Below are 13,585 nucleotides of genomic sequence, written 5' to 3' on the forward strand. Positions count from 1 at the left end.
TCGATCTGTTCAGTCAGATCCTCACGCCCAATTCGCGTGAAAACTCCCTTCCTTATCCGTGCGTTCGAACGTATGCGCGCCGAAGAAATCGCGCTGCGCCTGCACCAGGTTCGCGGGCAACCTCTCCGACCGATACGCATCGAAATAAGCAATCGCCGACGAGAACGCAGGCACCGGAATCCCCGCCTTCACGGCCGCCACGACGACATCGCGCAGCGCTTCCTGATACTTCGCCGCGATATCGCTGAAATACGGATCGAGCAACAGATTCGCGAGGTCGGGCTTCGCAGCATAAGCATCGGTGATCTTCTGCAAAAAGCGCGCGCGGATGATGCAGCCCGCCCGGAAAATCTTCGCGATCTCGCCGTAATGCAGATCCCACTTGTACTCTTCCGACGCCGCGCGCAACTGCGCAAAACCTTGCGCATACGAGACGATCTTCGACAGATACAACGCACGCCGCACCGACTCGACGAACGCCGCGCGATCGCCGTCGAACTTCGGCGTCGGGCCAGCCAGCACCTTGCTCGCCGCCACACGCTGCGTCTTCAGCGACGACAGCACGCGGGCAAACACCGCTTCCGTAATCAAAGGCAGCGGCGCGCCGAGGTCCAGCGCGTTCTGGCTCGTCCACTTGCCCGTGCCCTTTTGCGCGGCGCGGTCGAGAATCACATCGACGAGATCCTTGCCGGTTTCCTCGTCCTTCTTCGAGAAAATCTTCGACGTGATTTCGATCAGGTAACTGTCCAGTTCGCCCTGATTCCACTCAACATACACCTTGCCCAGCTCTTCGTTCGACAGACCGGCGACGCGCTTGAGCACGTCATAGCTCTCGGCGATCAACTGCATGTCGCCGTATTCGATGCCGTTGTGCACCATCTTCACGAAATGGCCCGCGCCGTCCGGGCCCATGTACGCGACGCACGGCTCGCCGTCCGGCGCCTTCGCGGCGATTTCCGTGAGGATCGGCGCGACGAGTTCGTACGCTTCCTTCTGTCCGCCCGGCATGATCGACGGGCCTTTGAGCGCGCCTTCCTCGCCGCCCGACACGCCCGTGCCGATGAAATGCAGCCCCGACTTCGCGAGATCCTGATTGCGGCGGATCGTGTCGGTGAAATGCGTGTTGCCGCCGTCGATGAGAATGTCGCCCTTTTCCAGCAGCGGACGCAGCGAAGCGATGGTCTCGTCGGTGCCGGCGCCGGCCTTCACCATCATCAGAATGCGGCGCGGCTTTTCGAGCGACTCGACGAACTCTTCGAGCGTGTAGGTCGGCACGAGCTTCTTGTCGGGATGTTCGGCAATCAGTTCGTCGGTTTTGGCGCGGCTGCGGTTGAATACCGAAACGGCGTGGCCGCGGCTCTCGATGTTCAAGGCCAGGTTGCGGCCCATGACGGCGAGGCCTACCACGCCGATAGCTTGCTTGCTCATTGCTTGATCTCCGAATGACCGAAGCGTCGCGCGGCTCGTGGCGCGCGGCTTCGGGATGAAAACGTGTCGATGGGGCGGCGCCCGCGCGAGAGAGATCGTCTCCGGTTCCGACCGGCGGCGCGATGGGCCGCGCCGATGTCCGATCGTTTTGCGCGAGCGCAGACCGCCCGAATTTACCACTTTGAGACGCATCCGGCAGGGGCCGCGCCGTCCGATCGAGCGCCAAAAGCATCGCCGTCATAGAATGGACGCCCGCAACGAGCACGCCGCGAAGGCCATCCGAAACATGCCGCCCGCCCGGCGCGCGCGCAGCCATCATTACTCCGTCTACGTCGTCGAACTGTCCGGAACGGTCTGGAACGAAGCGCGTTTCCGTCGCGCGAATCCGGATTACGTGATCGGCATGCCGTTCGTCTACGTGGGCATGACGGGCATCGATCCCGACGTGCGCTTCGACAAGCACAAGGCCGGCATCCAGTCGAATCGCTACGTCCGCGAATACGGGCTGCGGCTCCTGCCGCAACTGTATGAGATGTACAACCCGATGCCCTACGACGGCGCGCGCGACATGGAAGTGGAACTGGCGATCGGCTTGCGCGAAGCGGGCTATGGCGTCTGGCAGGCGTGAACGATTCATACAGCGAAAAGGAGCGAGACATGCGGATTCTGGTAGTGGGCGCGGGGGCCATCGGCGGATATTTCGGTGCACGGCTGCTCGAAGCGGGCCGCGACGTGACCTTTCTCGTGCGCGAGCGCCGCGCCGAGCGGCTGCGTCAATGCGGCCTGAAAGTGAAGAGCCCGGAAGGCGATCTCGCGTTCGCCTGTCCGCCGATGGTGCTCGCGAAAGACATCGACGGCCCTTACGATCTCGTGCTCCTGAGCTGCAAGGCCTACGACCTGCAAGGCGCGATCGATTCCTTCGCGCCCGCCGTCGGACCCGATACCGCGATCCTGCCGCTCCTGAACGGCATGGGCCATCTCGACGCGCTCGACGCGCGCTTCGATCCCGCGAACGTGCTCGGCGGCCAATGCGTGATCGCCGCGACGCTCGACGCCGAAGGCGAGATCGTGCATCTGAACAACATGCATTCGATGACTATCGGCGAGCGCACGGGCGGCCGCTCGGCGCGCATCGACGCAATCGCCGCGCAACTCGACGGCGCAGGCTTCGATTTAAACGTGAGCGAAGACATCCTTCAGTCGATGTGGGACAAGTGGGTGTTCCTCGCCACGCTCGCGACCGGCACCTGCCTGATGCGCGCGCCCATCGGCGATATTCTCGCGGCGCCGGGCGGCGAGGCGCTGCTGTTCCAGCTCTTCGACGAATGCTGCGGCATCGCCGGCGACAACGCGCACGCACCGGGCGAGGCGGTCGTCACGCGCGCGCGGGCGTTTTTCTCGGAGCGCGGCTCGCCGATGACCGCATCGATGCTGCGCGATCTCGAGAACGGCGCGCCGATCGAGGCGGATCACATCGTCGGCGATCTGCTGTCGCGGCGGCGCACGCAAATCGCCGGGCTGTCGGCGCTGGCGGTCGCGTACGCGCATCTGAAAGCCTACGAAGCGCGCCGGGCACGCGCGTGAGCGTCATGTCCCGCGACGGCCACGCGCCACGGCCGACGGTCGCCGAAATCTTCATCGGCTTTCTGACGCTCGGGCTGACGGCGTTCGGCGGCGCGCTGCCGCTCGCGCGGCGCGAGATCGTCGAGCGCCGCAAATGGCTCGACGCCGACGCGTTCACCGATCTCCTCGGCCTCTGTCAGTTCCTGCCGGGCGGCAACGTGATCAATCTGTCGGTGGCAATCGGCATGCGCTTTCGCGGCGTGCCGGGCGCGCTCGCGGGCTTGCTGGGGCTGCTTGTCGGACCGTCGCTCATCGTGATCGGGCTCGGCGTGATCTATCAGCGCACGCATCAGGACCCGCGCATCGCGCATCTGTTCGCGGGACTCGCGGCGGCCGCGGCGGGCCTGCTCATCGCGATGGCGGCGAAGATCATGTGGCCGCTGCGCCGGAAGCCGGAAGCGGCGATCGTCGCGCTTCTGATGTTCGCGTCGATAGCGATCCTGCGCACGCCGCTCCTGCCGACGATGCTCGTCTTCACGCCGATTTCGGTGCTGATCGCGTGGAAAGTCCGCCGATGAAAAACGATCTGCTTTCGCTCGCGGCGATCTTCAGTCAGCTCTCGCTGCTCGCGTTCGGCGGCGGCAATTCGATCCTGCCGGAAATGCAGCGTCAGGTCGTGCAGGTTCACGAATGGATGTCGAAGGCCGATTTCTCCGCGCTCTTCGCGCTCGCGCAGGCCGCGCCCGGCCCGAATATGATGGTCGTCACGCTGATCGGCTGGCATGTCGCCGGCTGGCCCGGCGTGCTGGTGACGTCGATCGCGAAGTTCGGGCCGTCGTCGCTCGTGACGATCGCCGCGATGCACGCGTGGGAGCGCTTCAAGGATCGCCCGTGGCGGCGCTTCATCCAGCTCGGGCTCGTGCCGATCACGGCCGGGCTCGTCGCGGCGAGCGCGCTGCTGATCGCCGAGGCATCCGATGGAACCTGGACGCTCGCGGCCATCACGGCGCTCGTCGCGCTCGTCTCGTACCGGACGAAGCTGCATCCGCTGTGGCTGCTCGCGGGCGGCGCGCTCATCGGGCTGACGGGTTTCGGCCAGTAAGATCGGGCAAGTTTTCTGCTGGCTTCATCGACAACAAAAGACAAGGAAGCACGCCATGAGCATGAACCTCGAATACGCGAAGACCGCACCGGATCGCACGGAAATCGACGCGCTCACCGGCCCGACGGTCGTCGAGTTCGGCACCGACTGGTGCGGTTTCTGCCGTGCCGCGCAACCGTTGATCGCGCAGGCATTTCAGGATCATCGCGCGGTGCAGCACATCAAGATCGAGGATGGCAGCGGCCGCCCGCTCGGACGTTCGTTTCGCGTAAAGCTCTGGCCGACGCTCGTCTTCATGCTCGGCGGCAAGGAAGTCGCGCGCCTCGTGCGCCCCGGCGACGTCTCCGAAATTCGTGACGCGCTCGCGCTCATCGACGAGCCGCTCGCGCAGTAAGCCACGACCGAGGGTTATTCCTCGGTCCACTTCCATCGTAAAAATTTGTATGATGACCCGATGACCTGACGAGGCGCATCGAGTCGCATGTTCGAGAAAATTCCGCCGCGCGCGTTGAGCGACACCGTCGCGCAACAATTGCAAAAGCTGATCGAGAAGGGCAGTTTCGCCGCGACCGGCAAGCTGCCGACCGAAGCGGTGCTCGCGCAGGAATTCGGCGTGAGCCGCACGGTCATTCGCGAAGCCATCTCGCGGCTGAAGAACGAAGGCATGGTCGAGCCGCGTCAGGGCAGCGGCGTATTCATCGTCGAGCGCGCGGGGATTCGGCCGTTGCGCATCGATTATGCGCAGGCGGTCGAGCCCGGCGCGGTCGTGCAGATTCTCGCGCTGCGCCGGGCGATCGAGGCCGAAGTGGCATCCGAAGCCGCGCAGCGGCGTACCGACGAACAACTCGCCGCCATCGATGACGCGCTCGCATCCATCGATGAAGCCGTGCGCGATGGCCGCGACGGCGTCGCCGAGGACGTCGCGTTCCATCGGGAAATCGCCAACGCGACCGGCAATCCGTACTTCCTGAAAACCCTCACCTTTCTGAACCAGTACCTGGAAGCGGGCACGCTCGTTACGCGCGGCAACGAGGCGCTGCGCGAGGACTTCATGCGTCAGGTGCGCGAGGAGCACGCGGCGATCGTCGAGGCGATCCGCGCGCGCGAGCCCGACGCCGCGCGCCACGCCGCGCAGACGCATCTCATCAACGCCGCGCGCCGACTGGCGGAAGCGGGCATCTGTTAAGGAATCTGCGATGACACGAAACGTCGGAGTGATCGGTTTGGGCGCAATGGGCATGGGCGTCGCGCGCTCGTTGCTGCGGGCGGGCTTCGCCGTGCATGCGTGCGACGTGCGCCAGCCGGTGCTCGATGCGTTCGCGGCCGAAGGCGGCATCGCGTGCGCGTCGCCGGCCGAGTTGGGCGGCAAGTGCGCGGTCGTGCTGACGGTCGTCGTCAATGCGGCGCAGACCGAAGCCGTGCTGTTCGGCGAAACCGGCGCGGTCGAAGCGATGAAACCCGGCGGCGTCGTGCTCGCGTGCGCGACGGTATCGCCGCAATTCGCCGCCGATCTCGGCAAGCGCATCGGCGAGAAGGGCGTGCACATGCTCGACGCGCCCTTGTCCGGCGGCGCGGCGAAAGCCAGCTCCGGCGAAATGACGATGATGACCTCCGGCCCCGCCGACGCCTACGCCGCCTGCGAGGACGTACTCGACGCGATCGCGGGCAAGGTCTATCGGCTCGGCGACGCCCACGGCGCGGGCTCGAAGGTGAAGATCATCAATCAGTTGCTGGCGGGCGTGCATATCGCGGCGGCGGCCGAAGCGATGGCGCTCGGTCTGCGCGAAGGCGTCGATCCGGATGCGCTTTACGACGTCATCACCCACAGCGCGGGCAATTCGTGGATGTTCGAGAATCGCGTGCCGCACATTCTTTCGGGCGATTACACACCGCTTTCCGCCGTCGATATTTTCGTTAAGGACTTGGGCCTCGTGCTCGACACGGCGCGCACGTCGAAATTTCCGTTGCCGCTGTCGGCGGCGGCGCATCAGATGTTCATGATGGCGTCCACGGCCGGACACGGCGGCGAGGACGATTCCGCGGTCATCAAGATTTTTCCGGGCATCGACATTCCGAAGGGAGCGAAGCAATGACGCAAGCGGCGCAGGCACTGCTCGGCTGTATCGCCGACGATTTCACCGGCGCGACCGATCTCGCCAACATGCTCGTGCGCGGCGGCATGCGCACGGTGCAGACCATCGGCGTGCCGGAAGCGAGCGCGCGGATCGAGGCGGACGCGATCGTCGTCGCGCTGAAGTCGCGCACGATTCCCGCCGACGACGCCATGCGCCAGTCTCTCGATGCGCTCGAATGGCTGCGTGCGCAGGGCTGCCGCCAGTTCTTCTTCAAGTATTGCTCGACGTTCGATTCGACCGACAAGGGCAACATCGGCCCGGTCGCGGACGCGTTGCTCGACGCGCTGAAGGACAATTTCACGATTGCGTGCCCGGCGTTTCCCGAGAATGGGCGCACGATTTTTCGCGGCAACCTGTTCGTCGGCGATGTGTTGCTGAACGAATCGGGCATGGAGAATCATCCGCTCACGCCGATGACCGATCCGAACCTCGTGCGCGTCTTGCAGCGTCAGACGAAATCGAAGGTCGGGCTCATTCGTTACGACACGATTGCGAAGGGGGCGGACGCGATCCGCGCGCGCATCGATGAATTGAAGAAGGACGGCGTGCGCCTCGCGATCGCGGATGCCGTTTCGGACGCGGACTTGTACGTGCTCGGCGACGCATGCCGCGATCTGAAGCTGATTACGGGCGGCTCGGGCATCGCGCTTGGATTGCCGCAGAATTTCCGCGCGGCGAATCTGCTGGCGCACGCGGAGCACGCCGCCGATTTGCCGACGATCGAGGGCAAAGCGGTGGTGCTGGCGGGGAGTGCATCGAAGGCGACGAACGCGCAGGTTGCGCACTGGCGTGAATCGAAGCCGGCGTTTCGCGTCGATCCGATGGCGTTGTCGCGCGGCGAGCCGGTCGTGCAGAGCGCGGTCGAATTCGCGCGCCAGCATGACGAGCCGGTGCTGATTTACGCGACGTCATCGCCGGAAGAAGTGAAGGCGGTGCAGAAGGAACTGGGCGTCGAGAAGGCGGGGCATCTGGTGGAAGACGCGCTTGCGTCGATAGCGCGGACATTGCGCGATGACGGCTGCGCCAAATTCGTCGTGGCGGGCGGCGAAACGTCGGGCGCGGTGGTGCAGGCGCTGGACGTGCGTTCGTTGCGCATCGGGCCGCAGATCGATCCGGGCGTGCCGGCGACGCAATCGATCGGCGCGGATGGAAGCGGGGCGCTGGGCCTGGCGCTCAAGTCCGGCAATTTCGGCACGACCGATCTCTTTGAAAAGGCGTTGAAGGCACTGTGATGGCATCGAACGAGAACGCTATTCGCGAAGAGATCTGCGTGACGGGCAGAAGCCTGTACGAGCGCCGATATACGGTGGGCAGCGCGGGCAACATCAGCGCGCGGCTCGACGATGGCTGGCTGATCACGCCGACGGATGCGTGCCTGGGCCGCCTCGATCCGAACGATATTGCGAAGGTGGATGCGCGAGGCAATCACGTATCGGGCGGACGTCCGTCGAAGACGTTGGCGCTGCATCGCCGGATCTACGAAAACGATGCGAACGCGCGCGGCGTGGTGCATACGCATTCGACGCATCTGGTGGCGCTGACGTTGGCGGGCGTGTGGAAGAACGACGATGTATTGCCGCCGATCACGCCGTACTACGTGATGAAGGTGGGCCATGTTCCGCTGATAGCGTACCGCCGACCGGGCGACGAGTCGGTGGCGGAGGAAGTGGCGGCGTTGGCGTCGCGGGTGAGGGCGGTGTTGCTGGAGCGGTTGGGGCCGGTGGTGTGGGAGAAGTCCGTGTCGCACGCGAGCTATGCGTTGGAGGAGTTGGAGGAGACGGCGCGGCTGTATCTATCGACGATGCCGCGCCCGGAGCCGTTGGCGGAAGAAGCGATAGAGGAATTGAAGAAGACGTTCGGCGCGCGCTGGTAACACACAGCCGACTGACCGATCGGCCGCGAAGCGGGCTGGAGCCATTTCGTGCTGAACCAGCGCGCGAAACGGACTAGCTGGTCGGACCGTGCGCGAGCCAGGCCCGATGGGGCCTATGAGGGGCACTCTTTAGGCGAGTGCCACGGTGGACGAGAGTACTACCCAAATTGCGTGTGACCGCGGGCCTGAAAAGCTGCTTTCTTTGCTTACTTTCTTTGCAGCAGCAAAGAAAGTAAGTGCCGCCCCGCACAGGGGCAACGCCAATAGACCGACTCGAACACAGGATTCCATGGAAGCAAGCGCATTCGAAACCGGAACAGACGGAGCACAAGCAAATGCCAAGATTCGCAGCAAACCTGACGATGATGTACCCCGAGCACGCTTTCCTGGACCGCTTCGCCGCAGCGGCGAAGGATGGTTTCAAGGCGGTGGAATTCCTGTTCCCTTACGACTTTGAAGCGAACGAAATCAAGCAGCGCTTAACGGACAATGGCTTGACGCAGGCGTTGTTCAACGCCCCGCCGGGCGACTGGGCGAAGGGCGAACGCGGCATCGCCTCGTTACCGGGCCGCGAGGAAGAGTTCAAGCAGAGCGTCGCAAAGGGACTCGAATACACCGCCGTGCTGGGCAACGAGAAACTGCACGTCATGGCCGGCCTGATCGCGAAAGATCAGAACAGAGAGCAACATCGCGCGCTGTATCTGAAGAACCTCGAATACGCGGCAAAAGAAGCGCAGAAAGCGGGCATAACGATCGTGATCGAGCCGATCAACACCCGCGACATACCCGGTTTCTTCCTGAACCGCCAAGACGAAGCACAGCAAATCTGCGATGAGATCAATGCGCCGAATTTAAAGGTGCAATTCGACATCTATCACTGCCAGATCGTGGAAGGCGACATCGCGATGAAGCTTAAGCGCGACATGAAGCGCCCGAATGCGGGCATCGGCCATATCCAGATTGCGGGCGTGCCGGAGCGCCACGAACCGGGCATCGGCGAATTGAACTATCCGTATCTCTTCGAACTGATCGATTCGCTTGGCTACGAGGGCTTCATCGGCTGCGAATACAAACCGAAGGCCGGCACGTCGGAAGGTCTCGGCTGGCTCAAACCTTATCTGTAAAAACGGAAGCGACCACATGAAGATACTCATCACGGGCGGCGCGGGCTTCATCGGTCAGCGACTCGCAAAGCGGCTGCTCGCGCGCAACGAGCTCAATGGCAAGCCGATCACGGAACTGGTGCTGCTCGACGTAGCGCGTCCGCAAGACGACAGCCTGCTGAACGACAAACGCGTGCGCGCCGAAACTGGCGACATCTCCGACCCGGCGGTGCTGCAACGCCACGTCGACACGGGGACGGAAGCCATCTTCCATCTCGCTGCGATCGTGAGCGGCCAGGCCGAAGCGGATTTCGATCTCGGCATGAAGATCAACCTCGACGCGTCGCGCGCGCTGCTCGAAGTGTGCCGCGCGGCGGGCCACAAGCCGCGCGTCGTGTTCACGAGTTCGGTCGCGGTGTACGGCGGCGCGCTGCCCGACGTCGTGCAGGACGATACCGCGCTGAATCCGCAATCGTCGTACGGAACGCAAAAGGCGATCGCCGAGCTGCTGCTCTCCGATTACGCGCGGCGCGGTTTCGTCGATGGCCGCGTGCTGCGCCTGCCGACGATCAGCGTGCGCCCCGGCAAGCCCAACGCGGCGGCGTCGTCGTTCGCGAGCGGCATCATCCGCGAGCCGCTGAACGGCGAGCGTTCGACGTGTCCCGTCGATGGCGAAACGCGTCTGTGGCTGCTGTCGCCGAAAAGCGCGGTCGAGGCGCTGATCGCCGGCTGCGAAATCGAGCGCGAAAAGCTCGGCTTGCGGCCAGTCATCAATCTGCCGGGGCTGTCGGTCAGCGTGAACGAGATGGTCGCGGCGCTGCGCGAAGTGGCGGGCGACGAAGTCGTGCAGCGCATCGACTGGCAGCGCGACGAACGCATCGAGAAGATCGTGTGCAGCTGGCCGGGCGCGTGGAATACGGCGCGCGCGGAGCAACTCGGCCTGTCGGGCGATAAAAATTTCGCCGACGTGATCCGCGCCTATATCGCCGACGACCTCGCCTGAATCCCACTCTCCGGGCATCGCGCGCGCGATGCCCGCGTCCCGCGCGCCTGTCATGCTTACGATCGCGTTTCCGGGCTACACTTATCTCTTAAATGTGACGAACGTCGGCCCGGCGCCGCGCGTATCGCGTTGAACCACGAGCGGCCGCAAGCGCTCGTATCTCTCTCGCTTTCGTGCCTTGCGTGCCTAACGTGCTCCGTGCGCCTTCGCAGCGCCGTTCGCGGCGCGCGTCCCGTCGTCCCGTGAACAGACCATTCCCGCGCGGGAGATTCCCATGTTGTTGCATCAGCTAGTCGATCGATTCGGCCCGGCGATCGTGTTCGTCAACGTGATGGGCTCGGCGCTCGGGCTGCCCGTGCCCGCCATGCCGACGATGATCGTCGTCGGCGCATCCATCGCGCTGATGGCGGTCGACGGCGGCGCATTCTGGCCGCCGCTCGTGGGCGTGCTGTGCGTCGCGGTGGCGGGCGGCGTGCTCGGCGATCTCGTCTGGTTCCAGGGCGGGCGCAAGTATGGCGACAAAACGCTCAAGACCATCTGCAAGCTCTCGCTTTCGCGCGATACCTGCGTGAAGAAGACCGAACGCTTCTTCGGGCGCTGGGGCGTACGCATCCTGCTCGTCGCGAAGTTCATCCCCGGTCTTTCGCTCGTCTCCGTGCCGCTCGCGGGCGCGATGGGCGTGAAGCTGCGCAGCTTCATCGCGCACGACGGCGCGGGCATCGCGCTGTGGGGCGCGGTCGGGCTGACGGTCGGCGTCATCTTCGCGGCGCAGTTGGAGATGGTCTTCGCGATGATCTCGCAGCTCGGGCGGCAGGCGGTGGCGGTCGTCGCGGTGCTGCTCGCGATCTACGTCACGTACCGCTGGTGGCGCCGCCGCGCGCTCATGGCGACGCTGGAAAAAGCGCGCATCAGCGTGGACGAGCTGTATGCGCTCATGAACGACGAGCCGCTGCCCGTAATCTTCGACATCCGTTCGCCCGAAAAACGCATGCTCGATCCCGAAGCGATTCCCGGCTCGATGTTCGCCGACGAACGCGATCTCGCGAAGATCATCGAGAGCTACGACAAGTCGCGCAAGGTCGTCATCTATTGCTCGTGTCCGAACGAAGTGTCGGCTGCGTGGATGGCGAAGACCATGCGTAACGCGGGTTTTCGCGACGTCGTGCCGCTCACGGGCGGGCTCGACGCGTGGCGGCTCGCCGGTTTTCACGTCGCGACGCTGACCGAGTTCGGCGAGCTCGCGGCGTCGTCGCCCGAGGAAGTAGCGGAAATGGCGGCGATGTGCCCGTGGCCCGTCAAGTCGTCGGTATCGGGATCGGCGTCGGCATCGCCCGCGGGCACCGCATCCCTGCATGAAGCTGGTTTTCCACACGGAGATCGCGCATGAGTACCACGCCGTTCAACGAGTCCTCTCAGGACATGCCGAATGTCGTCGCATGGAGCGCGCGCGAGCCGATGGAGAGTCCGAATCCGAACGTGGTGCCGACGCCCGCCGCCGCATCCTCGACGAGCGACGACAACGCGCCCTTCTCGCCGCTCGAAAGCCGCGTGCACCAGATGTTCCCGCGCCTGACCGATAACGAGATCGAGCGCATGAGCCGCTTCGGCACGCCGGCGCACTATCGCGCGGGCGAGTGGATTTTCCGCGTCGGCGAAACCGGGCGCGGCATGGTGATCGTCCTGAAGGGCGCGGTGCGCGTGACGCGGCGCGATGCGCTCGGCATCGAGCACATCGTGCGCGAGCACGGCGAGGGGCATTTTCTCGCGGAAGTGGCGCAACTCTCGGGCAAGCCGTGTCTCGTCGACGGCATGGCGGTCGGCGAAGTGGATGGCATCGTGATTCCGCCGGAGCGTCTGCGGGCGCTGCTCGTCGCCGAAGCGGAACTGGGCGAGCGCATCATGCGCGCGCTGATCCTGCGGCGCGTCGGCCTCATCGAAAAGGGCAGCGGACCGGTGCTGCTCGGCCCGTCCGACGACGGCCGTCTCGTGTCGCTGCAAGGCTTCCTGCGCCGGAATGGTTATCCGCACACGGTGATCGACGCCTGCACCGACCCCGATGCGATCTCGCTGCTCGAACGCATTTCGGCATCGACGGCCGATTTCCCGCTCGTCATCTGCCCGGACGGCACCGTGTTGCGCGCGCCCGATGAAAATCAGGTCGCGACGCAGCTCGGCTGGCTGCCGGAGTTCGATCCCGCGCATGTCTACGATGTCGCCGTCGTCGGCGCGGGTCCGGCCGGTCTCGCGACGGCGGTGTACGCGGCGTCGGAAGGTCTGTCGGTCGCGGTGTTCGATTGCCGCGCGCCGGGCGGGCAGGCGGGCGCGAGCTCGCGCATCGAGAACTATCTCGGCTTTCCGACCGGCATCTCGGGTCAGGCGCTCGCCGGGCGCGCGTTCGTGCAGGCGCAGAAGTTCGGCGCGCATATCGCGATTCCGACGAAGATCAAGGCGCTGCATTGCGACTGCAATCCGATCCAGATCGAACTACAGAACGGCACGCGCGTGACGACGCAGACGGTCGTGATCGCTTCGGGTGCGGCGTATCGGCGGCCGGACATCGCGGGGCTGGATCGGTATGAAGGGCACGGCACGTATTACTGGGCGTCGCCGGTCGAGGCGAAGCTCTGCAAGAACGCGGAAGTCGTGCTCGTCGGCGGCGGCAATTCGGCGGGACAGGCCGTCGTCTATCTCGCGACGCATGCGAAGCACGTCCATGTGCTGATTCGCGGCGCGGGGCTGTCGTCGAGCATGTCGCACTATCTGGTCGAGCGCATCGGCTCGCTGCCGAACGTCACGGTGCGAACGCATACGCAGATCACCTCGCTCGACGGCGACGGCCGCGCGCTCACGGCGGTCAATTGCAAGTCGCCGGATGGGCCGCTCACGATCGAGTCGCGGCATCTGTTCCTCTTCACCGGCGCGGACCCGAATACCGACTGGTTGCGCAACTGCAACGTGAACGTCGACGGGAAAGGCTTCGTGCTGACTGGACCGGAGGCCCACGAAGGGCGCACGGAAGGCGTCATGGCGCTGGAAACCAGCGTGCCGGGCGTGTTCGCTATCGGCGACGTGCGCTCGAGTTCGACGAAACGCGTCGCGGCGGCGGTCGGCGAAGGCGCTGCGGTCGTCGCGCAGATTCACGGCTTGCTCGCGAAGCGCGAAGCTTTGAGCGTGCCCGTGGCGTAAAACGCGCATCACGCTCCGGACGATAAAAACGGCCACTCGACAGTGGCCGTTTTTATTTTCGAATATCACGCGACTCACGCGACATTCCGACTCAGTTGCAAAAGACTGTCTAAAGCCGCGCCAGTATTGACGCTCTGGGCGCTCATTATTGAGCTTCGAGAAATTTGATCCTCGGCGTTCAATCATTTCATC

General features: G+C 64.7%; 14 protein-coding genes. 13 read left to right on the forward strand and 1 reads right to left on the reverse strand.

All coding sequences use genetic code 11. The features are described 5' to 3' along the window. Positions 1-21: 21 nt before the first annotated feature. A complete protein-coding gene (gene gnd, locus NCS00_RS14445) occupies positions 22-1,428 on the reverse strand; it encodes an NADP-dependent phosphogluconate dehydrogenase (protein WP_008354103.1) in 1,407 nt (468 codons plus the stop codon). 286 nt (positions 1,429-1,714) lie between these two features. On the opposite strand from gnd, the gene NCS00_RS14450 reads away from it, so the two are divergent. From NCS00_RS14450 to NCS00_RS14510, 13 genes are all read left to right on the forward strand, one after another. Then, on the forward strand, positions 1,715-2,056 hold the full coding sequence (locus NCS00_RS14450) for a hypothetical protein (protein ID WP_033536684.1): 342 nt from the start codon (positions 1,715-1,717) through the stop codon (positions 2,054-2,056). 29 nt (positions 2,057-2,085) lie between these two features. Beyond that, a complete protein-coding gene (gene panE, locus NCS00_RS14455) occupies positions 2,086-3,012 on the forward strand; it encodes a 2-dehydropantoate 2-reductase (RefSeq protein WP_008354101.1) in 927 nt (308 codons plus the stop codon). Between the two features lie 5 nt (positions 3,013-3,017). Then, positions 3,018-3,569: a chromate transporter gene (locus NCS00_RS14460; protein ID WP_250436372.1), complete on the forward strand. Its 552-nt coding sequence runs from the start codon at positions 3,018-3,020 to the stop codon at positions 3,567-3,569. Then, positions 3,566-4,093, forward strand: coding sequence for a chromate transporter (locus tag NCS00_RS14465; protein WP_175982943.1), 528 nt, complete (start codon positions 3,566-3,568; stop codon positions 4,091-4,093). The genes NCS00_RS14460 and NCS00_RS14465 overlap by 4 nt, the downstream gene beginning before the upstream one ends. Positions 4,094-4,148: 55 nt before the next feature. Further along, a complete protein-coding gene (locus NCS00_RS14470; RefSeq protein ID WP_250440345.1) occupies positions 4,149-4,487 on the forward strand; it encodes a thioredoxin family protein in 339 nt (112 codons plus the stop codon). An 87-nt stretch (positions 4,488-4,574) separates the two neighbouring features. Continuing rightward, positions 4,575-5,279, forward strand: coding sequence for a FadR/GntR family transcriptional regulator (locus tag NCS00_RS14475; protein WP_008354096.1), 705 nt, complete (start codon positions 4,575-4,577; stop codon positions 5,277-5,279). 10 nt (positions 5,280-5,289) lie between these two features. Continuing rightward, the gene (gene ltnD / locus NCS00_RS14480; RefSeq protein WP_008354095.1) at positions 5,290-6,186 is read left to right on the forward strand and encodes an L-threonate dehydrogenase; all 897 of its coding nucleotides are present in this window, start codon (positions 5,290-5,292) and stop codon (positions 6,184-6,186) included. Beyond that, positions 6,183-7,460, forward strand: a complete 1,278-nt coding sequence (gene otnK, locus NCS00_RS14485; RefSeq protein WP_250440346.1) for a 3-oxo-tetronate kinase — start codon at positions 6,183-6,185, stop codon at positions 7,458-7,460. The genes ltnD and otnK overlap by 4 nt, the downstream gene beginning before the upstream one ends. Beyond that, a complete protein-coding gene (gene otnC, locus NCS00_RS14490) occupies positions 7,460-8,101 on the forward strand; it encodes a 3-oxo-tetronate 4-phosphate decarboxylase (protein WP_175982946.1) in 642 nt (213 codons plus the stop codon). The genes otnK and otnC overlap by 1 nt, the downstream gene beginning before the upstream one ends. Before the next feature lie 335 nt (positions 8,102-8,436). Then, complete coding sequence (gene otnI / locus NCS00_RS14495) at positions 8,437-9,225, forward strand: 2-oxo-tetronate isomerase (RefSeq protein WP_250440348.1); 789 nt, start codon at positions 8,437-8,439, stop codon at positions 9,223-9,225. A gap of 16 nt (positions 9,226-9,241) precedes the next feature. After that, a complete protein-coding gene (gene denD / locus NCS00_RS14500; RefSeq protein WP_008354091.1) occupies positions 9,242-10,207 on the forward strand; it encodes a D-erythronate dehydrogenase in 966 nt (321 codons plus the stop codon). A 274-nt stretch (positions 10,208-10,481) separates the two neighbouring features. Continuing rightward, complete coding sequence (locus NCS00_RS14505; protein WP_008354090.1) at positions 10,482-11,594, forward strand: DedA family protein/thiosulfate sulfurtransferase GlpE; 1,113 nt, start codon at positions 10,482-10,484, stop codon at positions 11,592-11,594. Next, positions 11,591-13,393 (forward strand): FAD-dependent oxidoreductase, encoded by a 1,803-nt coding sequence (locus NCS00_RS14510; RefSeq protein WP_008354089.1) that lies wholly within the window; start codon positions 11,591-11,593, stop codon positions 13,391-13,393. Before NCS00_RS14505 ends, NCS00_RS14510 begins: the two co-directional genes overlap by 4 nt. Positions 13,394-13,585: the final 192 nt, after the last annotated feature.

The sequence above is a fragment of the Caballeronia sp. AZ1_KS37 genome, from assembly GCF_023631165.1.
Lineage (GTDB): Bacteria > Pseudomonadota > Gammaproteobacteria > Burkholderiales > Burkholderiaceae > Caballeronia > Caballeronia zhejiangensis.